Here is a 22129-nt window from a genome sequence, read left to right on the forward strand (position 1 = left end):
ACCTGGTCGGCGGCGTTGCGTGCACACGACGAGTGCTGTGGCGCACTCTGATCCGCGCCGGATTGGATCGGCCCTTCGACGACCCGTTCTCCACCATCGGTGCGGCGGGCACGATGTCGTGTGCGTCCGAGTTCGTCGTAATTCCCCTCTGTGTGGAATAGACCAATGCCTGTCTTGATACGAACCACATTCGAAGTGTCTATGGGCCGCTGGGGCGACTGGCGCCTATAGCGGAGAGTGGTCGTCCATTGGTTGTCGGCCGCGCTTCGCTTCCGCCGCTCAGGTCGCGGGCGCGTCATTCCACGTGACGGTGGTCGAGGAATCCGCTGCTAGTGGCGATCTTGCGCAACCTGTGGCCTGCATCCTTTCGTGACCGCCCGAAAGGCGAGCGGGAGGTGCCCGACTGTTACGCAGCGTGTTCATGCGGCTCCGGTTGGCTCAGGCGGGTGCTGCACAGCCAGGTAGGTCCTTTTACAGGACTATGCGGTAAGTAATCCTTCATCGTGGAACCTGTAACGCGGCCCCTATCACTCTGCGATGCTCCATGTGACATGTGGCAGAATGCCACCAGCTAACGGAGGGCAGCATGAGTCAAGGTGACACTCCCATGGTCCACCAGCGGCGTCTTCGGTCTGAGCTGCGTCGACTGCGTGAACGCGTTGGACTGACCCAGAAGGATGCCGCTGAGCGGCTGGACTGGTCCGTGTCGAAGGTCATTCGCATCGAGAACGGCGCCACTAACGTCGGGATAACCGACTTGCGCGCCTTACTGTTGCTTTACGGGGTGGAGGACCAGGCCAAGGTCGACTCTCTGGTGTCGGAGGCCAGGGCGAGCCGTCAGCGGGCCTGGTGGAAAGAGTACCGATCGCTTGTCGAGCCTCAGTTCTACAGTTTCATCGGCTATGAGGCATCGGCTGTCCGCATCTCCCAGTACCAGTCCCTCACCATGCCCGGACTGCTGCAGACGGCGGATTACACAAGGGTCCTCACCGGTGCGTTCGGATACGACGAAGAGGCTGTCGACCTCGGCGTCAAAATTCGATCGCAGCGGCAAGGCATTGTCGGTCCGGGTGGCCCTGACCTGGTCTTCATCTTGGACGAGGCGGTGCTTCGCCGTCGTGTCGGCAGCGTCGACGTGATGCGTGGTCAATATCAACGACTCATCGATGCGGCCCAGTTGTCGAACGTTTCCATCAGGCTCCTTCCGTTCGATGTGGCCGGCGGTCACCTGGGCTTGAAGGGGTCTTTTTCGATCCTGGACCTCGGTGAGCTCGAGGATGGCAAGATCCTCGTCCTGGAGGAGCCTTTGAGGGATGTGCTCGTCCGGGACAACCGGGACGAGGTGGAGAAATACTTGAATGCCTTCACCATGCTGGACGAGGTAGCGACCCCGAAGGGGCAGACCGTCGAATTCATCGGGGAGCTCAAGGATGAGCTGAAATAGTCGAGTGGTGTTCCGGTCGGCCGCGCGACGTCTCGGCCCGGTTGGTCGGATGTGCGCAATAATGCGGTCTGAGTGGGCATTCGGGCGCAGCGTCGAGCGCTGTGCGTAGATACCCCGGTACGTCTATCGGCGGTTTTGGCGAACCGTCTTCCGCGACTAGCTTCGTGGTGGTGCCTGAGGGCGCGCTCGTCACGGCACATCCACTGTGGGGGCAGGTGCCGGACGGGGTGAAGTCGGTGCGAAGGGGGCTGCGTGGAGCGAACGGGCGGGACCGTGGTGGTCGAGGTGGACTCCACGGGCAGGGTCTGGGTGAAGAGTTCGGCCAGTGGCGGCAACATCAACAGCGCTTGTGTCGAAATCGCGGTGCGCGACAGTCGCATCGCCGTCAGGAGCTCGCGCAACCGCGGCGGGGAGCGCTTGAGCTTCACCGGATCCTCGTGGTTGTCCTTCCTCTCCGACCTCAAGAGCGCATGAAGCACATCGATCCCGCTTGCCACGGCCCTGAGCGATGAACCTGGACGCCAGCAACAGCGTCACGTCCTCCGTCGGCGGGACCGTCGTGCAGGTCGGTGCCGTCCACGGTGGCGTCCACGTCGTCTCGTCACCCGGATCGTCACGACGCGCGCCACGTCAACTGCCGGCTCGGCACCGCTCGCTGGTGGGCCGCGGGCGCGAACTGTCCTTTCTCGACAGCGCGCTCGAAGCGGCGGTGGGCGACGGTGAACTCCCGGTGCTCGTGGTCGAGGGAGTCGGTGGGATCGGCAAGTCGGCCCTGGTGATCGAGTGGGCGCACCGGCAGTCGTCGCGCTATGCCGGTGGTCAGCTGTTCGCCGACTTCGCCAGTTCGCGTGAACTGCCCGGCTCACCCGTGCAACGGGTGTTGCACGGGTTCCTCCTCGCACTCGGGGCCGACCCGGGTGCGATTCCGGGTGATGAGCAGTCCGCCGCGGCGCTCTACCGCAGCCTGATCGCGGACCAGGCGGTGCTCATCGTGCTCGAGAACGTCGATGAGAACGAGGAGGTCCACCTCGCGCTGCCGGGCACGCCGTCGTGCGCGGTGATGGTCACGAGCAGGACCCGCCCGCACGGTCTGCGTCTTCGACCGACCGCCTCGTTGCACCTCGACGTGTTGAACCGGGATGCGGCGAAGGAACTGTTCGAGAGCCGGGTCGGACCCGTGGAAGGGGAATCCGGCGCGCGAGCGGCGGACGTCCTGGTCGAGGCCTGTGCCGGGTTGCCGCTCGCGCTCGCCATCGTCGCGGCTCGCGTGTCCGCACATCCCGACTTCCCGCTGTCCCACCTGGCGGAGGAGTTCGACGAGTCGGTGGCCGGTGTGGACGCGTTCGAGTCCGACGACGGCAGCGTGAGCCTGCGCGGAGTGCTGGAGTGGTCGTACACGTCGCTGACCCCGGCTCAAGCGCGGGCCTTCCGCCTCGTCGGGGCGGCGCCGACCGGCGACCTCGAACTGCCGGCCGCGGCCGCCCTGCTCGCCGACGCGGTGCGTTCGGCACGACGGCTGTTGCGCGCACTGGAGTCGAAGAACCTGTTGTGGCAGCGTGAGCCCGACAGGTTCCAGATGCACTCGTTGGTACGGGCGTGGGCCGGCGCCCTCGCCGAGGACGCGGAAGAGCCTGGGGCACTGATGGAGAGCGCACGGCGATGGGTCGACTTCTACGCCCGCACCGCACACGCCGCCGACGTCCTCCTGTACCCGCACCGGACTCGGCTACCTCTGCCACCGCCGGTCGACGGCTGCGTGCCCTTGGCCTTCTCCGGGGAAGAGGAGGCGTTCGCGTGGTTCGCACGGGCGCACCAACAAGTGCTGGCCGCGCTCGACGAGTCGGTGCGGCGCAACTGGCCCACGACCACGTGGCACCTCTCCCGTGCGCTCGACACCTTCCACTACCGGCGCGGGCACTTGGCCGAGAACGTCCGCACCTCGCAGGCGGGCGTGGAGGCCGCCCGCCTGCTGGGCGACCCAACCATGAGCGGTATCGCGCTTCGTCAACTGGGGCGCGCGCAGACCCGGATCGGTGATTTCGCCGCCGCCGCCGATTCACTGCGTCACGCACTCGACCTCGCGGCGGACGGTGGCGACATCACGGAGTCCGCCCACACCCACCATGACTTGAGCCGCTTGTGCGCCCGGTCAGGTGACCAGGACGGGGCGCGGCACCACGCGTCGCAGGCGGTGCGCCAGTACCGGGCGGCGGGTAACGCCATCGGCGAAGCTCACGCGCTCAACGCCCTCGGACGTGCGCACGCCGAGCTGGGAGCGTCCGCGAAGGCGGTGGAGTTCTGCACCGAAGCGCTGCGGATCGCCGACGAGGCGGCGGACGCCGGTGGGCAGATGGTGATCCTCGACAATCTCGCTTCGATCACCTGGCGGATGGAGGACCTGCGGACGGCCGTGGAGTACTACGAACGAGCGCTCGCCTTGGCCGCCGCCACGGGGTCGATCTCGTTCGAGGCCGAGGTGGCCGAGCACCTGGGATCCGTGTTGGCCGAACTGGCGGACGAATCGGCGCCGACGGTCCTGCGACGGGCGCGCGACCTCTACGCGAGTCAGCACCGCGCCGTCGAATCGGCGCGGTGCGACGTGGCGCTCAGCGCGCTCCGGACGTCCTGACCTTCTTGACCACCGCCTTCCAGTTCCGGTTGCCGATGCTGCCCCAGATCCCCTGCGTGGTCGTCCAGGTCCGGCCCTCCGCCGCCACCCGGACGCGCTCGACCGGGTCGGGGCAGAGTCGCTCCAGAGCCCGGATGTCCCCGGCCGAGAAGCCGCGGTCCCTGTGGGTGCTCCGGATGGTGAACCATCGGCAGTCCGCCACGAGGTGGTCGAGGCCGAGCTTCTCGAAGATCCGCGTCGCGGCGTCGATCTCGGAGGTGGCGTCGGCACCCCGGCGGTCACGCTCCAAGTGGGCCCTGAGGAGGTGCAAGCGGCCTGAAAGCTCGATGTAGGACGCCCCGTCACGGGCCCGGTTCTGGAGCGCTGTCAACAAGTCCCCTCCCGCCAAGCGGGTCGCGAGCGCCAGGTTGCCGGCCCTGACCGCGATCTCGGCGCGCAGGAGGGCCGCTTCGTAGCGCTCGCGGCATGGCCGACCCATGCGCAGGCGCTCCTCCGCGCTGTCCGCGAGCTTCCGGGCGATGCGAAGGGCACGGCGATGCCCCAGCAGCCGGTGCCGGGTGAACCAGATGCGGGCGTCGATCAACAGGCACACGTCGACTTCGTGCGGGTTGTTGGCCAACAGGAACATCTTCTGCGCCCGGTCGAGGTACTCGTGCGCCTTGTGCAAGTGGTGATCGCGTTTGTCGCCGAGCCGGGTGGCCGCGATGTCGAGGTGGATCCGGCTCAGGCACCGCCAGCCCTTCGCCAGCAGGGTCTGGTCGTCGATCTCCTCCGCGATCGCCACACCCTCGTGGGTCACCCGCAGCGCCTCGTCCAGTGCGTTGCGCCTGCGCAGCACCCAGGCGCGACCGCAGATCAGCCACCGCGCCCTTTCCCTGCTGCTCGTCTCGTCACCGTCGGTCGCTTCGAGTTCGGCGAGACAGAGGTCGGAGACGTCGGCCATGAGTTCGACGTCACCCGCCGCCTTGATGATCCGCTCGACCGTGGAGAAGATCCGGATCGCACGGGGGTCCAGCGGTCGAGGGGCGCGAGAGGCGAGCGCGTGCCACTCGCGCACCAGACCTGGTGCGGGTGAGTTGGCCGGGCCGACCAGCCTGAGGTCCCGAAGGACGTCCCGCAACGTGCGTGGGCTCTCGGTCGTCGACGTCGTGGCGTTGTCCGGTGCAGGGTGCTCGGCACTGTTCCCCGACGCGTTGATCGACTCGCGTTCGTGCCTGTGCACGTCCTTGATCCGCGCGACGATGAGGTCGATCTGGTCGAGCTTGGCCATCTGCAAGCTCCGCAACGCGAACGGCGCCACGTCCGCCGGTGTGTCGGGCAGCAGCACCGGGATGATCGGGCACCCCTCGTGCGACGTGTGCTCGTAGTGGCGCTGGATCACCTGTTTCGTCTCATAGCGGATGCCGAGGTGATCGGTCGTCGGGTCGTCGTTGTCGTACCACGCGATCGAGTTCCGGGAGATCAGGTAGATGACCGGGTGGTTCTGGATGCAACGGCTGATCCACTGGTGCAGTGAGCTCGGGTTGCGACGGGCGAGCTGCCGGTCGTAGAGGACCTCGATCCCCCTCGCGGTGAGCGATCGGACCAGCTCTTCAGCCGCGGCGTTGTCCTGCTCCCCGTGTACGTACGAGAGGAAGACGGTGTACGGGGGTGTGTCATCCATTGGTGCTCCGAGTCACTGTGCGGCGAAAGTGCTACGTGGCACTTTTCAGTGCCTGTTTGCTCTGAAGGACGATAGCAACCGCGGCGCGACTGTGCTTTAAGCGGGTCTGCATCAGGGTAGACCTCAGGGGCACGAGGGCTGGTCCGGATGCGCCTGACAAGCCCGACTGGCGGCATCGGCGCTGGTGGGGTGGCATGTAAGTGCAGTCGGGCACCGGCCGCTCCCGGCTGCACGTCTCGGGCGCCACCGGCCGGGAACGCAGCGTGGCGCGACGGTTCAAGACCGTCGCGCCACGTGTGCCAGTGGGTCGGTGAAGGGTCGGCTGGCGGGGTCAGCCGGCCGCGCAGGAGACGGACGGCCAGGTCCAGTTGCCGTTCGCCTGTATGGTCACGCCCCAGTTGTTGCCGCTGCCGTTGGGCCTCGCGGTCAGCGTCTGGGCGTTCGGGTAGCTCGCGCTGATGTTCCACGTCGCCAGGACCTTCGCGGGCGACGGGACGTTCATCGTCACGGTCCAGTTGGTCGAGCCGCTGACCGAGACGTTGAGGTTGTAGCGGTCGCTCCACTTGTCACCCGCGGACAGGGTGGCGGTGCAGCCGCCGGTGCCCGGGTTGCCCGTGCCGGGGTTGCCGCCGGACACGCCGTCGACCGTGATGTTGGAGTTGCCGCTGCTCTGGTAGCCCTCGGTCGCCATGATCATGTAGTAGTGGCTGCCGAGGTTCATCCCGTTGCGCGCCCACGCGTCGAAGTGGTTGCCGGACGTGATGCTGCCACCGGTCTTCTTCGACTGCCGGACGCTCCAGTACTGGTCGAAGGTCCGGGTGCCGTCGATGGACGGCGCATTCGTCCGCGTCGTCTTGTAGATGTCGTAGGTGCCGCCATCGGTGGTGACCGTGCCCTTGTACTGGCCGGTGGGCCGGTACGTGCCCCAGTTGTCGACGATGTAGTACTCGACGAGCGGGTTCCGGGTCCAACCGTAAAGGGTCAGGTAGGCGTTCCCGGACGGGTTGAAGCTGCCCGAGTAGTTGACCGTCCGGCGCCCGCCGGTGGCCCAGCCCTTGCCCGCCACGAAGTTGCCGGTGTTGCGCCACGACGTGCTGTAGTTGCCGCCGGACCCCAGCTCCATCGAGACGGTGCCCTGGCTGTCGGTCCAGAACGAGTAGAAGTAGCCGTTGTTGGTGCCCTCTTGGTTGGTGGTCACCGCCGCCTGGGCGTTCGACGTCACAATTGCCATGAGCAGGAAAGTGATCGCCGTCAGCGGGAGCAACCTCCCGCCTCTGATCTTGACGGACATCGGGGGAATTCCTTTCAGCAGCATTGCTGATCGACGTCGAATAGCATCGAGTCGGCCTCGGGCGCGGTCAACAGTTTGCGAAACTTTCCGGTCGGGTACGCCGAACGGATTCACGTGATCAGGCCGAAAAGGCATTCGCACGACCGAGTGCCCGGCGCCGGGGTGGCGCCGGGCACGGTCCTCGGGGGAACGGGTCAGCTACCGGTGCACGTGAGCACCGGCGTGCCGGGCGACCCGGTGGACGTGCCGAGGAACCCGAACGAGGTGCTGGCCCCAGCGCCGACCGAGCCGTTGTGCGCCGCGTTGCGGGCGGTGACGGTCGATCCCTGGCTGGTCACGGTGGCGTTCCACGACTGGCTGACCGTCTCACCGCCGGTGTAGGTCCACGACACGGTCCAGTTGCTGATCGCCGACGTGCCCGCGGTGACGCGGACCTCGCCCTGGAACCCGCCCTGCCACTGGTTGACCACCGCGTACGTCGCCGAGCACCGCGCACCGCCGGGTTGCGTGGTCGTGGTGGTCGTCGACGTGGTCGTGGTCGTGGTGGTGGAGGTCGTCGTGGACGTCGGGGTGGTCGAACCGCCCCAGCCCGACGTGGAGTCCAGCCACTGGATGCGGCGCTGCATCCAGTCCCGCATCGCCTGCACCTGACCCTGCCACGTGGGCGCGGTCGGGGTGCGGAAGAAGCCGACGGTCGGCGAGCTGAGGTTCGGCCAGCGCTGGAAGTTGCGCTGCGCGCCGTTGGTCAGCGGCCGGGCGAGGGCGTCGACCCGGGTCGCGAGCGAGGAGTCGGAGAGCAGGCCGCGCCGCAGCGACTGCCAGCGCGACTTGACCTGGTTCACGAACGCCGGGTCGCGCAACAGCTGCGTGTGCCAGTCGTTGGCGATCGGTTGCCGGGTCTGCAGGTGCTGCCAGCCGGAGACCTGGTCGTTCTGGAAGAACCCGCCGACGCCGAACGTGAGGTCGAAGTCCCACAGCGGCCCGGCGAAGATCTTGCTGTCCCGGTCCTTGTAGAAGTGGGCGCTGCGGAGGTAGGCGTCCATGCCGCGGCTGAGCTCGTTGATGATCATGTGGTCGATGAACGACGGCACGTCGATGTACTTCTGGTACCCGGTGGTCGGGTCCGCGAAGTTCGGCGCCCGGAGCACGTCGTGGAACTGCTGGATGTGACCGCGCAGCCAGTCCCGCTGCTGCGTGTTCAGCGGGTCGGGGTCGGCGACCTCCAGGTAGTTCCAGCAGGTGTTCGTCGGCCCGGTGCAGGCCAGCGTCGGCTCCTCGGTCGCCATCCACTCGAACTTGAAGATGTACCCGCCCTGGATCGTGGGCAGCGTCGTGTCGTCCTCGTCCAGGCCCTTGAGGTCCAACCGGTTCTTCGAGTTCTTGATCGTCTCGACCAACATGTAGACGCCCATGTAGTCGCTCGCGCCGACGGGGGTGGTGTCGGTGTTGAGGTAGAACTCGACGAACTTGTACCGCGGGGCCTTGAGCCCCATCTCGCGACCGAGGTCGTAGACGAACGCCTCGCGGATCAGGGACTTGTCGGTGAACGGTCCGCGCAGCACCCAGTCGGAGTCGGCGGGCATGCCGAGCACCGGGTAGTCGGCGTCGTCACCCTCGTTGTCCCAGAACTCCAGCCGGTACGGCGTCTTCTCGAACGAGGCCGACGACTGCCCGCGCAGCTTGAACCCGCCGCGCGTGGCGACGGTCGGGGTCGCGGCCAACGACGTCGTGCCGCCCGCCTGCGGTTCGAAGATCATGGTGGCGCCGTCGAAGTACTCGCGCTGCGGCTTGCCCGCGCCGTAGGAGTCGATCGCGACCACGGGCAGGTCGTGCGCCGTGGCGGTGGCCTCGCGGGCGACGTACATCGCCGTGCCGGGACGCCCGGAGGCGGCGTTGTCGACGAACGCCTGCGCGCGCAGCTGCGTGGTCCGGGTGAGCTGCACCGCCGCGCCCTGATAGAGCGTCGACTGCGCGTTGGGCAGCTGGCCGTTGGTGGTGTAGCGGATCTGGGCGCCGGCGATCGCGGTGCTCAGCGCGACCGACACCTGTCCCTGGAACGTGCCGCTGGGCACGGAGAACGTGATGTCGCCGACCAGGTCGTCGGCCGCCGCGGCGGCGGCGATGGCGTCGGCGGCGGCCGTGCCGCCGGTGGATCCGGTGGGGGAGCTCGGTTCTGCGCCTGCGGACAACGGGATGAGCAGACCGGTGAGGAGCACGGCGGCGACCGCCAGCCCCTTGGCCTTGTGGGTCGTCGCCGCGGCGCCGTTGCTGCGGAGGGTCAAACGCACGATGCCTCCTGTTCGGTTCGGTGGGACAGGGCGGTCGGCGCCGGGCCCAGCGACGACGTGGCGCCCCGGAAGTGGCGGCGCAGCGTGCGTCGCCACGGCGCGTCGGGCAGGTCGAGGCGGAGCGCGGCCAGGCCGGTGGCGTACTTGGAGATCCGGGCCGGCCGCACCCCCCGCTGCCACAGCATGCGGTCGACCGGCGAGGCGGCCGACGCGGTCTTGGTCTCGATCACGGCCCAGCCGGACAACCGCAGCGTGGCGTCGTCGTGCCGCCAGGACAGCGCGGTGTCGATGGTGACCCGGCTCGCGGACTCCGGCAGCAGCAACGTGGTGCGGTCGTAGTCCGTGACCAGGACCGGGTCGAGCGAGCCGTCGGCGTCGGGCGCGATCGACTCGCGGGCGAGCGCCTCGTCGACGAAGTCGCGTCCCGGGCGGACGGTGTCGCAGTCGTCCGGGTGGTAGGGCAGCCGGTGCTTGGTGATGCTGCCCCGCGCGCCGCTGATCTTGACCTCCAGCCAGCACTCGCCGGAGTCGACGTAGGTGCGGGTGCGCACCTTGAACCGGCGGCGCCTGCGGTAGGCCGCGGAGTGGTAGCTCTCCAGCCGCGGCGTGTCGAAGTAGACCGACTCGTAGCGGAACGTCCGCTCGCCGCCGATGTCGAGCACCCGCGCGTGCGGCGCGAGCTGCTCCAGCAGGTGCGGCAGGGCGTCGGACGGCACGACGTACTTGCGGTCGACCCTGGTCTGCAACGCGGCCCGCTCGATCAGCTCGGCCAGCCCCACCGGGGTCATCCGCGCGAGGGCGGGCATGGTGGTCGTCATGGTCATCGGCGCGCTCCCGAGGCTGCGGGCGCGGTGGGCGCCGTGGTCAGGGCGTGCGGGGTCAGCGCGTAGCGGACGTCGACGATCGTGGTCTCGTTCACCAGGTCCAGCCGCTGCACGGTGACGGCGTGCACCCTGGCGTTGAGCAGCTGCTCCAGGTGCGCGACGAGCGTGACGTGGTCGGTGATGGCCGAGTCCAGGACCAGGATCTGGTGCCGGTAGTGGCGGAACAGCTTCCGGTTGTCGCCCAGGAACATCACCACGACGATGAGCCCCATGAGGCCGCCGTTGAGCCACAACGAGCTCGTGCTCAACGCGCCGAGCAGGCCGAGGGCGAGGGCGGAGAAGTAGTACGCCACCTCGTGCTGGTCGAGCTCCGTCGAGCGCAGGCGGATGATCGACAGCACGCCGAACAGCGCCATGCCGAGCCCGATGCCCGCACCGGTGTTGGTGGTGCTCAGCGCGCTCGCGACGGCGAGGACGCCGATGTTGACCCCCAGGTAGGCGACGACGAGGTCGCGTCGGCGGTGCCGCGGGAAGTAGAGCCCGAAGACGAGCAGCACCACCGCACAGATGTCGATCGCGAACAGGACGAGCTGTGACATCTCGTTCGTTCCTCCTACAGCCGCGTGCCGAGATCGGCTGGGCACCGCCCGCTTCTTGGCGGGGGTCTGCAGGACGGTCGCCGAAACTTTCGAATATTCAGGTAAACTTTCGGGAACTCGTTCGAAACGATAGGGGCCACCCTGGTGTCGCGTCAATGAACTGCCGGTGTACTGGCGCGTATCAAAAGGTGGATACTTCGCTGGTAGACGCCATTCGGACGCTGTGATGGCCGCCTTTTGGTGGGCCGGTCGAGCGGTACGCGCGGTAATCGACCCATGTCAAGTGGTGTCGAAAGTTTCGGATCAAGTGGAGCCAACTTGCCCGAGCTAGATCACGCCACGAGCGCCGGTCTTCCGAAGGGCGACGACCGGGACGGTTCGAACCGGCGAAGGTCCTCGTGGTCGACCCGGGTCGTCGTGCGGGCCGGATCGCCCTCGCCGACCGGCAAGGTGCGCGCCGGTCGTGGCGGAAGGCGGAGCCGGCGGGCCACGAGTTGAGCGGCAAGGACTTCGGGCCGCGCTGAGCACGAGCATCGCCGACCTGGTGCCCGCACCCGAGGACGACCTGACCGACGGGGTCCGGCTCCAGTTGCCCGAGGAGGGCTCCAGCGTCGTCGGCAGGCGCGGCGGCCTGGACTACTACGTCTACCGCTCCCTGGTGGGGAGCCCGTCGGTGCCGGGCCGCCGACACCGTTCGGCGGCCCGCCGGCGTCGCGCCACACCGGTTCCGGCCCGCACGACGAGGAGCGCCGAGCGATCCGAGGGTTGCACCCGTCCTTCCGTGACGTCCTGGCACGCGGCGGACTCGTGAAGGTCGCCGGCGCGCACAACGCGCTCGGCGCGGAGTCCTGGCGGGAGCCGGCGCCCTGACACCCGGTCCGTCCACGTGCGACGGACCGGCGGCGGCGCGGCGCGGCGGGCTAGTGCGACTCGTCCTCGGACCTGCGCGCCTTGCGACGCTGCTCCTCGGCCCGTTCGCGGCAGCGGCGGAGGAACTCGGCGTCGGACTCGGAGTCGGACTCGGAGTCGGCGAAGCGGCCCGGGCGGTCGTACTCGGGGAACGCGGGCGCGGTGCGCTCGTAGGCGCGCGGCCTGCCGGCGGGACGGACCGGGCGGCCCGCCACGAGCCAGCTGATCGAGCCCACCAGCGGGAAGAACAGCACGATCAGCAGCCAGCCCGCCTTGGGCAGGTTCCGGGCGTCGCCGTCGTCGGTGGTGATGACGTCGACCAGGCAGAACAACCACAGGCCCAGCGTGAGCACGCCGAAGAGGCCCCCGAAGTACAGCACGGTCCCAACCCCCAAGAAAGTCGTCGGCGCACGGTAGCGCAGGGGTCCGACAAAGACGGGGGAGTTCGGACGGCGCGTCAGGACGGCCAGTTCCCGAGGACGGCGTGGAGCGCGTCGAGCGCCTTCGCCCACGACGCCTCGGTGTCGCGCGGGTGGTGGCTGAAGCCGCCCGTCGCTTCGAGAGCCGTGTAGCCGTGCAGCGTGCTGTGCAGCAGGCGCACGGCGTCGGTCTCGTCCGGCTCGGGCAGGTGGTAGCCGCGCAGGATGGCGCGGGTCAGCTCCGAGTGCCGGTCGGCCCGGCTCGTGGCCGCGATCTCCGGGGTCAGGTCGACCCGCAGGGCGGCGTACCGGCCGGGGTGCTCCCTCGCGTAGTCGCGGTAGGCGTTGGCGAAGGCGACCAGGGCGTCCTTGCCCGCGCGCCCGGCCAGGGCGGAGGCGGCGCGGTCGGCGAGCTCCGCCAGCGCCAGCACCGCCACCCGCTCCCGCAGGTCCTGGGCGTTCCTGAGGTGGGAGTAGAGGCTCGCGTCCTTGACGCCGAACCGGCGGGCGAGCGCCGACACGGTCAGGTTGTCGAACCCGACCTCGTCCGCCAGCTCCGCCGCCGCTCGGACCAGGCGTTCGACGGTCAGTCCCACGCGTGCCATGTCGCCCTCCCGCAACCTAGGAGTCCTAGGCTAGCACTTATACGTTTGTCCCTGGTGACTAGCTGACGTAGCTTGGGGTGCATGGAACCCGTAACCGAGCGCGAGATCCGCGCGTCGTTCGTCAACTGCACCAAGGGCGAGGCGAAGCGCCTGTCCGTGCCGGGTGACCTGTCCGAGCGGCCGTGGGACGACCTGGACTTCCTCGGCTGGCGCGATCCCGCGTCACCGCAACGCGCCTACCTGGTCGCCACGTCCGGTGACGCCGTGGTCGGCGTGGCGCTGCGCCTGGCGTCGCCGCACGCCGGTCAGCCGCGGCGCACCATGTGCTCGCTGTGCCTGACCACGCACCAAGGTGGCGGCGTCTCCTTGATGACGGCGCGCAAGGCGGGACGCGAGGGCCAGCAGGGCAACTCCGTCGGCGTCTACCTCTGCGCAGACCTGGCCTGCTCGCTCTACCTGCGCGGCAAGAAGGACGCCGGCCCCGGCTCGCGGCTGCACGAGTCGCTCACCCTGGCGGAACTGGTCGACCGGACCACCGTCAAGCTCCACGCCTTCCTCACGCGGGTGACCGGCTGAACAGGGTCGGTCGCGCAGCGCCGCGGCGGCGTCGCGGTTGGACACCCGGTCCGGGCCGGCACGCCGGTCCGTCGGCGTTCGCCCACGGAAAAGCGAGTTGTCGTCGGCATCTTCGGAGGTAGGGTTGGTGTGTTCGGGGCGCCGTTGCCTCTTTGTCGCGCCCGTCTTTTCCTCTGGGGGATCCACGCATGACTTCCGCAGGTGTGTCCGACGCCGTGACGTCGCCGCCCGCGCTCACCCGCGCCGACCGCGCCGTGATCGGCGTGCTGCTCGTGGCCACGTTCGTGGTCATCCTGAACGAGACCATCATGGGCGTCGCACTGCCCGTGCTGCTCACCGAACTCAACGTGACCGCCGCCGTGGGCCAGTGGCTCACCGCCGGCTTCCTGCTGACCATGTCGGTGGTCATCCCGATCACCGGCTACCTCATCCAACGCGTGACCACGCGCGTGCTCTACGGCGTGGCGATGGGCCTGTTCAGCGCGGGCACGTTGCTCGCCGCGCTGGCTCCCGGCTTCGAGGTGCTCCTCGCGGCACGCGTCGTGCAGGCCTGCGGCACGGCGATCATGCTGCCGCTGCTCATGACGACCGTCATGACGCTCGTGCCGCCGGCCCGCCGCGGCGCGGTGATGGGCAACATTTCCATCGTCATCTCCGTCGCGCCCGCCATCGGGCCGACGGTGTCCGGCGTGGTGCTGGACATGTTCAGCTGGCGCGCCATGTTCTGGGTAGTGCTGCCGATCTCGGTGACCACGCTGGTGCTCGGCCTGCGCTGGGTCACGCGCATCGGCGAGTCGAGCAGCGCGCCGCTCGACGTGCTGTCGGTCGTGCTGTCGGTGTTCGGGTTCGGCGGGCTGGTCTACGGCCTGTCGAGCATCGGGCACAGCGGCGGTGGGTCGTCCGCCACGCTGTGGGTGTCGCTCGCGGTCGGCGTGGTGGGCATCACCGCGTTCGTGCTGCGGCAGGTCCAGTTGCAACGGCACGAACGGGCCCTGCTGGACCTGCGCACGTTCGGCTTCCGCACGTTCACCCTGGCCAGTGCGCTGATGATGGTGATGATGGGCCTGCTGCTGGGCGTCGTCACGATCCTGCCGATCTACACCCAGAACGTGCTGGCGCTCGACCCGCTCGCCACCGGCCTGCTCCTGCTGCCGGGCGGTCTGCTGATGGGGCTGCTGTCGCCGTTCGTCGGCCGGCTCTACGACCGGGTGGGGCCGCGCGTCCTGCTCATCGTCGGCACGGTCGCCACCAGCGGCTCGCTGTGGTTCGCCACCACGTTCGACGAGGGCACGCCGACGCCGCTCGTGCTGGTGTTCCACCTCGTGCTGAGCCTGGGCCTGGCGTTCTCGTTCACGCCGCTGTTCTCCTCCGGCCTCGGCGCCCTGCCCGCGCGGCTCTACTCGCACGGCAGCGCGATCTTCAGCACGACCCAGCAGCTCGCCGCCGCGGCGGGCGTGGCGTTGCTGGTCAGCGTGATGAGCGCGCGGGCCGCCGAGCTGGCCACGGCCGGTGAGGCGAAGGTCGGCGCGGAGATGGGCGGCATGCACGCCGCGATCCTGCTGGCGGCGATCCTGTCGCTGGTCGCGGTCGCCGGTTCGTTCATGATCAAGGCCGGCAAGGCCGAGGACGCCCCGCACTAGCGAACGGCGGGCGCGGGGGCGGCATTCGCCCCCGCGCCCGACCTTCGTCGCGGTTGTCGCAATTGTTCATAATTGTGAAACCGCAGTTTGCCTCCCTCGGTGCATTGCGTGCTTCCAAAGATGTGCGTTAGCGTGCCCGGGCCGCTACCGGAACGGGTTTGCGCTGTTCAGAAGCGTGAACCGACCCCGCTTCGCGTCACATCGAGGGAGAAACAATGTCGTTGAAACCCTTTGTCGTCGCCACCGCGGTGGTCGCGGCCCTCGTATTGCCGGGCACCGCGGCGAGTGCGGCGACCACGCACCACGAGGCCGAATCCGCGCCCGCGGTGTGCACCGGCGCCATCGAGGCCAACTGGGGCGGCTACTCGGGCTCCGGGTTCTGCAACGCGGACAACGCCGTCGGCGCCCACGCGCAGTTCACCGTCAGCGCCCCGGCCGCCGGCGCCGCGACGGTCCTGGTCCGGTTCGCCAACGGCGGCACGACCGCCCGCACCGCGGACCTCGTGGTCAACGGCTCGACCGCGGGGTCGGTCTCGTTCGAGGCGACGGGCGCGTGGTCGACCTGGGCGTCGAAAACCCTCGCCGTCACGGTGCCGTCGGGGGCCGTCGACATCCGGCTCAGCCCGACCACCTCCGCCGGCCTGCCGAACGTCGACTACCTGGACTTCACCCAGGACGGCACGCCGCCACCCGTCGACGCGCTCTACGTGGCGCCCGACGGCGACGACGGCAACCCCGGCACCCTGGCCGCACCCCTGCGCACCATCCAGCGCGGCGTCGACCTGGCCCAGCCCGGCTCCACGATCCACGTCCGCGGCGGCACGTACGCGCCGAGCACGAACATCCAGCTGCTCAAGGACGGCACCGCGAGCCGGCCGATCACCTTGCGCAACTACAACGGCGAGCACGTGGTCATCGACGGCGAGAACATGCCGCACACGCCGGGTGCCGTCGGGTCCAGCATCCCCCGCGCGGAACGCGGCGCCGTGCACATCGAGGGCGACCACTGGCGGCTGATCGGCCTGGAGATCGTCCACGGCCCGTACGGCGTGTTCGGCCTGGACGTGAACAACTCCGTCTTCGACCGGCTCGTCACGCGCGACAACTACGAGTCCGGGCTGCACCTCCAGGGCGCGTCGAGCAACAACCAGATCGTCAACCTGGACGCCTACGGCAACCGCGACCCGCGCAAGAACGGCGAGAGCGCCGACGGCCTGGCCATCAAGGAGGGCTCCGGCAGCGGGAACGTCGTGCGCGGCGCGCGGCTGTGGAACAACTCCGACGACGGCCTCGACTACTGGATGTTCTCCTCGCCGATCCTGCTGGAGAACAGCCTGGCCTGGGGCAACGGCTTCAACCGCTGGAACCTGCCCGGCTTCACCGGTGACGGCAACGGGTTCAAGCTCGGCGGCAACGGCGTCGCCGCCGACCACACCGTGCGCAACACGATGACGTGGGACAACGCGGCGGGCGGCTTCGTGGACAACAACAACCCCGGCCGGCACCGGATCGAGCGCAGCACGGCCTGGGACAACCCGAAGACCGGGTTCCAGTTCGACCGGTCGAGCAGCACGCTGACCAAGAACCTGGCGGCGGCCAACGGCACGAACGCCTCGCTCGGCTCGAACTCCGCCGGCACCGGCAACTCGTGGGACCTCGGCGGCTCGTGGTCGTTCGCGAGCACGAACCCGGGCACGATCACCGGTCCGCGCACCGCCGACGGCTCGATCCCGTCCTCCACCTTCCTGCGCCCGAGCAACGGCGCGGACGTGGGCGCGCGCTTCTGACCTCCGATCCGACGGGCGGGGGGGGGGGGGGGGCCCCCCCCCCCCCCCCCCCACCCCCCCCCCCCCCCCCACCCCCCCCCCCCCCCCCCCCCCCCCCCCCCCCCCCGCGGCCCCCCCCCCCCCCCCCCCCCCCCCCCCCGCCCGTCGTTTGTCCACCCTGACCCGAGGACCGGCCCGTCGCGCCGTCGCCCGCTCGACGCGGCACCTCCTTATGCCTATAGTGCTAGGTAGCTAGATAAATGGAGGTAGTCGTGATCGAGTTCCACCTGGACGGCAAGTCGGGACTGTCGCCGTACCAGCAACTGGTCCGACAGGTGCGGCACGCGCTGCGGCTCGGCCTGCTGCGCGAAGGCGATCAGCTGCCCAAGGTGAAGGACGTGGTGGCGGACCTCGCGATCAACCCGAACACGGTGCTCAAGGCCTACCGCGAGCTCGAGCACGACGGCCTGGTCGCCGCCCGTCCCGGGGTGGGCACGTTCGTGACGGGCACGCTGTCCGGCACGTCGCCCGCCGCGCTCGCGCCGCTGCGCCAGGACCTGCGGCGCTGGCTGGCCAAGGCCCGCCGCGCCGGGCTGGACGAGGAGAGCATCGAGGCGTTGTTCCTCACCACGTTCCGCACCGGGGCCAAGGAGGACATAGCGTGAGCGTGCTGCGCGCCCGGGGGTTGGGCAAGAAGTACAAGCGGCGCTGGGCGTTGACCGGCTGCACGCTGGACGTGCCCGCCGGGCGCGTGACCGGGCTGGTCGGCCCGAACGGCGCGGGCAAGTCCACGTTGCTCGGCCTCGCCGCGGGCATGCTCGCACCGTCGAGCGGCACGATCGAGGTGTGCGGCGGCGTGCCGGGCAGCGGTCCGGCCCAGCTGGCGAAGGTCGGCTTCGTCGCGCAGAACACCCCGGTCTACCCGAACCTCACCGTCGAAGAGCACCTGCGCCTGGGCGCCCGCCTCAACCCCGGCTGGGACGACGAGCTGGCCCGCGGCCGGGTGGCGCGGCTCGGGCTCGACCCGGCGCTGGCCGCGGGCAAGCTGTCCGGCGGGCAACGCGCCCAGCTCTCGCTCACCCTCGGCATCGCGAAGCGGCCCGAACTGCTGCTGCTGGACGAACCGGTCGCCTCGCTGGACCCGTTGGCGCGGCGGGAGTTCCTGGGCGACCTCATGGCGGCCGTGGCCGAGCACGGGCTGAGCGTGGTGATGTCCTCGCACCTGGTCGCCGACCTGGAACGGGTCTGCGACCACCTCGTCGTGCTGGTGGACTCCCGGGTCCGGATCGCGGGCGACGTCGACGAGCTGCTCGCCACGCACCGCAGGCTGACCGGGCCGCGCCGGGACCTCGACACCCTGCCCGCGGACCAGCGGGTGGTCGCGGCGAGCCACACCGAGCGCCAGACCACCGCGCTGGTGCGCACCGGGGCGCCGATCCTCGACCCCGCGTGGGACGTCGGCGAACCCGGCCTGGAGGACCTGATCCTGGCCTACCTGACCGCGTCCGGCGTCGAACGCCCCGCTCTGGGGGTCGTCCGATGACGTGGTTGGCGTGGCGGCAGCTGCGCTTCCCGGTGATGTCGGTGTACGCGGTGCTCGCGCCGGCGGTGCTCGTGCTGGCGATCAGCCGCCCGGTGGGCGGCGACTTCGGCGACCTGGGGTTCGCCTACCTCGCCGGCACGCTGGCGGTGCAGCTGCTGCCGGCCGTCCTCGGCGTGTTCTGGGGCGTGCCGATGATCACCCGCGAGCTGGAGACCGGCACGCACAACCTGGTGTGGAACCAGAGCGTCACCCGCACCCGGTGGCTCGCGGTGAAGCTCGGCATCGGCGCGCCGGCCGCCATGGTCGCGGCGGGCGTGCTCAGCCTGGTCGTCGGCTGGTGGGCCGACCCGATCGACACGGCGGCCGACCTCGACGCCGAGCGGGGCTTCCAGGCGCGCGTCACGCCGCTGGTGTTCGCCGCACGGGGGATCGCGCCCATCGGCTACGCCGCGTTCGCGTTCGTGCTCGGTGTCGCGATCGCGATCCTGTTGCGCCGCACCGTGCCCGCGATGGCGGTGACCCTCGTGGTGTACGTCGCCGTGCAGCTGGCGGTCCCGTACGGCGTGCGCCCGCACGTGCTGCCGCCGGTCGAGGAGTCCGTCACGCTCACCGCGCGCAGCATCGAGGGCATCCAGGCGGACGAGGGCGTGAGCGGTGACGTGCCCGTGTCCGTGCGGGTGGCCGAACCGGCGGGCGCCTGGGTGCTGGCGAACGAGACCGTCGACGCGAACGGCGTCGTGACGCACCCGCTGCCCGCCGCGGTGGGCGACTGCCTGCCGCCCGCGTCGGCCGACCCGCCGACCCTGGCGGACCTCGACCGGATCCGCGCGTGCTTCGCGCGGCTGGACGGCCTCGGCTACCGGCAGCACCTCGCCTACCAGCCGGTGACCCGGTTCTGGCCCTTGCAGTGGGCCGAACTGGCGTTGTTCCTCGTGCTGTCGGCACTGCTGACGTGGTTCTGCTTCCGCCGGCTGCGCCACCTGTCCTGACCCCTCGTCGGAAGGAAGGCCCATGCGTGGCCTCACGTTCCTGATCGCCCTGACCCTCGTCCTGTCCGCCACGCCCGCGTCGGCGTCGGAGCCCGAGCCCGCCGACCCGACGCCGTACCTGCCCGCGCCGACCGGTCGGCACCCGGTGGGCACGACCTCGTTGCACCTGACGGACCCCTCGCGCCCCGATCCCTGGGTGCCGGCGGTGAACCGGGAGCTGATGGTCTCCCTCTTCTACCCGACGGCGTCCGCGCGCGGTCCGAAGAAGCAGTACATGACGCCGGCCGAGTCCCAGGCGGCGCTCGAAGAAGGCGGCATCACCACCGTGCCGCCCGACGCGTTGAGCCACGTGCGGACCAACGCGGTGGTGGACGCCCGACCGGTCGGGCGGCGGCACGGCCTGCCGCTGGTAGTGCTGTCACCGGGCTACAAGCGGTCCCGCGCCACCCTCACCACCCTCGCGGAGGACCTGGCGAGCCACGGCTACGTCGTCGCGGTGGTTGACCACACCTACGAGAACGTCGCCACCACGTTCCCCGACGGGCGGGTCGCGCCCTGCGCCTCCTGCGAGCTCTTCCACGACCACGAGTTCTGGTTGAAGCTGGGCGAGGGCCGCGCGGCGGACGTGTCGTTCGTGCTTGACCAGCTGACCGGGCCGCTGCGCCACCACCGGGGCGCGAACCTGGTCGACGCCTCGCGGATCGCCATGGGCGGCCACTCCGTGGGCGGGGCGAGCAGCCTCGTCGCCGCACGTGCCGACGCCCGCATCCGCGCCGCGATCGACGTGGACGGCGTGATCAGCACGCCGGTCCCGGCGCCGGGGATCTCGCAGCCGGTCATGCTCCTGGGGCGGGAGGACAACTACGCGCCCGGCCGGGACGGCGCCAAGAGCTGGCAGGACACCTGGCCGATGCTGACCGGGTGGAAGCGCTGGCTGGTGGTGGCGGGCATGTCGCACCCGTCGTTCACCGACATCGGCGTGGTGCTGCCGCAGTTGGGCATCGGTCCCGGCGGCGGCGTCCCGGGCGAGCGCGGCGCGGCGATCACCCGCGCCTACGTGCGGGCGTTCTTCGACCTGCACCTGCGCGGTGAGCCGCAGCCGCTGCTGGACCGGGCGTCGGCGAGCTACCCGGAGGTCTCGCTCGTCGAGCCGTCGAGCTGACCGACGAGCACCCGCTTCGCCGAGTGGACGTGCTCCTCGGCGAAGCGGGTGACCTCGTCGGCGTCGCCGGCGTCGAGCAGCCGCACGATCTCCCGGTGCTCGTCGACGACGACGGCGCGGTAGTCGTGGTGGCCGAGGCGGATGCGGGTGAGCTGGAACAGGTGCACCTGCGACCGCACCGCGCGCCACGCCTCGAGCAGGCGCCGGTTGTCGGCGGACCGGTAGATCGTGTCGTGGAACTCCATGTCCAGCGCGAGCAGCTCGTCGCTCGGCGCGCCCGCGGCCAGCCGCCGGGCCATGGCGTCGACCAGGTCGCCGAGCGCGTCCAGGTCGACCCGGCCGATCGCGCGGCGGCCGGCCAGCCCTTCCAGCGCGGCGCGGACCGAGTAGACCTCCTCGGCGTCCCGCGCGGTGAGGTCGATGACCCTGGTGCCGCGGTGCCAGGCGCTGCGCACGAGCCCTTCGCGCTCCAGCACGGCGAGGCCCTCGCGCACCGAGCCGCGGCTGACGTCCAGTGACTCGGCCAGCTCCACCTCGCGCACCGGCGAGCCGGGCGGGAAGAGGCCCGCGAAGATCGCCTCCCGGATCCGGTCGGCGGCCTCGTCCGCCAGGCCCCGCCGGTCGGCCTTGCGCAGCTGCATAATGTCGAATGTTGACATTGGCCCGGCCGTTGGTCAAGGTGGAGGCATGAGACCTGGGTTCCACCTCGCTGTTCCCGTCGACGACCTGGCCAGGGCCCGCGAGTTCTACGGCGGCGTGCTCGGGCTCGAAGAGGGGCGCTCGGCCGAGAAGTGGGTGGACTGGAACTTCTACGGCCACCAGTTCGTGACGCACGTCGTGCCCGGACCGCGCGGCGACTCCGGCCGCAACCCGGTCGACGGCCACGACGTGCCCGTGCCGCACTTCGGCCTGATCCTGCCCGTCGACGAGTTCCACGCGCTGGCCGAGCGGCTGCGCGCGGCGGGCACGGACTTCGTGATCGAGCCGTACCTGCGGTTCGCGGGCGAGCCGGGCGAGCAGTGGACGATGTTCTTCCGCGACCCGGCCGGCAACGCGCTGGAGTTCAAGGCCTTCAAGGACGAGTCGCAGGTGTTCGCCAAGTGAGCCGGGGCGTGCTGGTCACCGGTGGCAGCCGCGGCATCGGCGCGGCGATCGTCCAGGCGTTCCGGGACCTCGGTGACGAGGTCGTCGCGCTGTCCTCTTCGGACGTCGACCTGGCGGACCCGGAGGCGATCGAGCGGGTGGTCGACTCCGCCGAGGACACCCTCGGCGGCATCGACGTCCTGGTCAACAACGCGGGTCTGGTGGAGCTCGGTTCGGTGGAGCTCCCGTACGCGCAGTGGCAGGCGTTGTGGCGTCGCACGTTCGCGGTGAACGTGTTCGGCGCGGCCGACATGTCCTACTGCGTCGCCCGGCACATGATCGCGCGCGGCACCCGCGGGCGGATCGTCAACGTCGGATCGCGCGGCGCGTTCCGCGGTGAGCCGGCCATGCCCGCGTACGGCGCGAGCAAGGCGGCGCTGCACTCGATGGGGCAGTCCCTGGCGGTGGCCCTCGCGCCGCACGGCATCGCGGTGGCGTCGGTGGCGCCCGGGTTCGTCGGCACCGACCGGGTGGCCGACCTGGTGACCGACGAGGTGCTGGCGCAGAGCCCGTTCGGCCGGGTGGCGGAACCGGAGGAGGTGGCCGCCGCGGTGGTCTACCTCGCCTCGCCGGCGGCGGAGTGGGCCTCCGGCGCGGTGCTCGACCTCAACGGCGCTTCGTACTTGCGGACCTAGGAGC

21 protein-coding genes are annotated in these 22129 nt (G+C 70.1%); 13 read left to right on the top strand and 8 right to left on the bottom strand.

Features of this window, described 5'->3' with window-relative positions:
• The first annotated feature begins 607 nt into the window (after positions 1-607).
• The 3 genes from ACZ7GX_RS02550 (at position 608) to ACZ7GX_RS02560 (ending at position 4073) form a co-directional block, all read left to right on the top strand.
• Positions 608-1444: a helix-turn-helix domain-containing protein gene (locus ACZ7GX_RS02550; RefSeq protein ID WP_498772024.1), complete on the top strand. Its 837-nt coding sequence runs from the start codon at positions 608-610 to the stop codon at positions 1442-1444.
• A 252-nt stretch (positions 1445-1696) separates the two neighbouring features.
• Complete coding sequence (locus tag ACZ7GX_RS02555) at positions 1697-1918, top strand: DUF397 domain-containing protein (RefSeq protein WP_498772026.1); 222 nt, start codon at positions 1697-1699, stop codon at positions 1916-1918.
• A gap of 34 nt (positions 1919-1952) precedes the next feature.
• Complete coding sequence (locus tag ACZ7GX_RS02560; RefSeq protein WP_498772028.1) at positions 1953-4073, top strand: tetratricopeptide repeat protein; 2121 nt, start codon at positions 1953-1955, stop codon at positions 4071-4073.
• Here ACZ7GX_RS02560 and ACZ7GX_RS02565 read toward each other — a convergent pair.
• From ACZ7GX_RS02565 to ACZ7GX_RS02585, 5 genes are all read right to left on the bottom strand, one after another.
• A complete protein-coding gene (locus ACZ7GX_RS02565) occupies positions 4051-5736 on the bottom strand; it encodes a TIR domain-containing protein (RefSeq protein ID WP_498772029.1) in 1686 nt (561 codons plus the stop codon). The genes ACZ7GX_RS02560 and ACZ7GX_RS02565 overlap by 23 nt on opposite strands.
• Before the next feature lie 331 nt (positions 5737-6067).
• Positions 6068-6967, bottom strand: coding sequence for an endo-1,4-beta-xylanase XynA (gene xynA, locus ACZ7GX_RS02570; RefSeq protein WP_498772031.1), 900 nt, complete (start codon positions 6965-6967; stop codon positions 6068-6070).
• Positions 6968-7221: 254 nt separating this feature from the next.
• The gene (locus ACZ7GX_RS02575; RefSeq protein ID WP_498772033.1) at positions 7222-9315 is read right to left on the bottom strand and encodes a CotH kinase family protein; all 2094 of its coding nucleotides are present in this window, start codon (positions 9313-9315) and stop codon (positions 7222-7224) included.
• Positions 9306-10139 carry a polyphosphate polymerase domain-containing protein gene (locus ACZ7GX_RS02580; RefSeq protein WP_498772035.1) on the bottom strand — a complete coding sequence of 278 codons (834 nt, stop codon included), beginning with the start codon at positions 10137-10139 and terminating at the stop codon, positions 9306-9308. The genes ACZ7GX_RS02575 and ACZ7GX_RS02580 overlap by 10 nt, the downstream gene beginning before the upstream one ends.
• Positions 10136-10738: a DUF4956 domain-containing protein gene (locus ACZ7GX_RS02585; RefSeq protein ID WP_498772037.1), complete on the bottom strand. Its 603-nt coding sequence runs from the start codon at positions 10736-10738 to the stop codon at positions 10136-10138. Before ACZ7GX_RS02585 ends, ACZ7GX_RS02580 begins: the two co-directional genes overlap by 4 nt.
• A gap of 463 nt (positions 10739-11201) precedes the next feature.
• On the opposite strand from ACZ7GX_RS02585, the gene ACZ7GX_RS02590 reads away from it, so the two are divergent.
• Entirely contained in the window at positions 11202-11549 is a 348-nt protein-coding gene (locus ACZ7GX_RS02590; protein WP_498772039.1) for a hypothetical protein, read from the top strand.
• A gap of 109 nt (positions 11550-11658) precedes the next feature.
• Here the strand turns inward: ACZ7GX_RS02590 and ACZ7GX_RS02595 are convergent, their stop codons facing one another.
• Together ACZ7GX_RS02595 and ACZ7GX_RS02600 are read right to left on the bottom strand one after the other, a co-directional pair.
• Positions 11659-12027: a PLD nuclease N-terminal domain-containing protein gene (locus ACZ7GX_RS02595; protein WP_498772041.1), complete on the bottom strand. Its 369-nt coding sequence runs from the start codon at positions 12025-12027 to the stop codon at positions 11659-11661.
• 77 nt (positions 12028-12104) lie between these two features.
• Entirely contained in the window at positions 12105-12671 is a 567-nt protein-coding gene (locus tag ACZ7GX_RS02600; protein ID WP_498772043.1) for a TetR/AcrR family transcriptional regulator, read from the bottom strand.
• Positions 12672-12752: 81 nt separating this feature from the next.
• Between ACZ7GX_RS02600 and ACZ7GX_RS02605 the strand changes: the two genes are divergently transcribed.
• From ACZ7GX_RS02605 to ACZ7GX_RS02635, 7 genes are all read left to right on the top strand, one after another.
• A complete protein-coding gene (locus ACZ7GX_RS02605) occupies positions 12753-13247 on the top strand; it encodes an FBP domain-containing protein (protein ID WP_498772045.1) in 495 nt (164 codons plus the stop codon).
• Positions 13248-13435: 188 nt separating this feature from the next.
• Entirely contained in the window at positions 13436-14887 is a 1452-nt protein-coding gene (locus ACZ7GX_RS02610) for a DHA2 family efflux MFS transporter permease subunit (protein WP_498772047.1), read from the top strand.
• Between the two features lie 215 nt (positions 14888-15102).
• On the top strand, positions 15103-16674 hold the full coding sequence (locus ACZ7GX_RS02615) for a right-handed parallel beta-helix repeat-containing protein (RefSeq protein WP_498772049.1): 1572 nt from the start codon (positions 15103-15105) through the stop codon (positions 16672-16674).
• Between the two features lie 251 nt (positions 16675-16925).
• The gene (locus ACZ7GX_RS02620) at positions 16926-17318 is read left to right on the top strand and encodes a GntR family transcriptional regulator (RefSeq protein ID WP_498772051.1); all 393 of its coding nucleotides are present in this window, start codon (positions 16926-16928) and stop codon (positions 17316-17318) included.
• Positions 17315-18196 carry an ABC transporter ATP-binding protein gene (locus ACZ7GX_RS02625; protein WP_498772053.1) on the top strand — a complete coding sequence of 294 codons (882 nt, stop codon included), beginning with the start codon at positions 17315-17317 and terminating at the stop codon, positions 18194-18196. Before ACZ7GX_RS02620 ends, ACZ7GX_RS02625 begins: the two co-directional genes overlap by 4 nt.
• A complete protein-coding gene (locus ACZ7GX_RS02630) occupies positions 18193-19185 on the top strand; it encodes an ABC-2 membrane transporter-related protein (protein WP_498772055.1) in 993 nt (330 codons plus the stop codon). Before ACZ7GX_RS02625 ends, ACZ7GX_RS02630 begins: the two co-directional genes overlap by 4 nt.
• A 22-nt stretch (positions 19186-19207) precedes the next feature.
• The gene (locus tag ACZ7GX_RS02635) at positions 19208-20347 is read left to right on the top strand and encodes an alpha/beta hydrolase family protein (protein ID WP_498772057.1); all 1140 of its coding nucleotides are present in this window, start codon (positions 19208-19210) and stop codon (positions 20345-20347) included.
• Here the strand turns inward: ACZ7GX_RS02635 and ACZ7GX_RS02640 are convergent.
• A complete protein-coding gene (locus ACZ7GX_RS02640; RefSeq protein WP_498772059.1) occupies positions 20311-20988 on the bottom strand; it encodes a GntR family transcriptional regulator in 678 nt (225 codons plus the stop codon). The genes ACZ7GX_RS02635 and ACZ7GX_RS02640 overlap by 37 nt on opposite strands.
• A gap of 46 nt (positions 20989-21034) precedes the next feature.
• Here ACZ7GX_RS02640 and ACZ7GX_RS02645 point away from each other — a divergent pair, with 46 nt between their 5' ends.
• Positions 21035-21451, top strand: coding sequence for a VOC family protein (locus ACZ7GX_RS02645; RefSeq protein ID WP_498772062.1), 417 nt, complete (start codon positions 21035-21037; stop codon positions 21449-21451).
• Positions 21448-22125: an SDR family NAD(P)-dependent oxidoreductase gene (locus ACZ7GX_RS02650; protein WP_498772066.1), complete on the top strand. Its 678-nt coding sequence runs from the start codon at positions 21448-21450 to the stop codon at positions 22123-22125. The genes ACZ7GX_RS02645 and ACZ7GX_RS02650 overlap by 4 nt, the downstream gene beginning before the upstream one ends.
• The last annotated feature ends 4 nt before the right edge of the window (positions 22126-22129 follow it).

The sequence above is a fragment of the Actinosynnema sp. NPDC037264 genome (assembly GCF_055603705.1).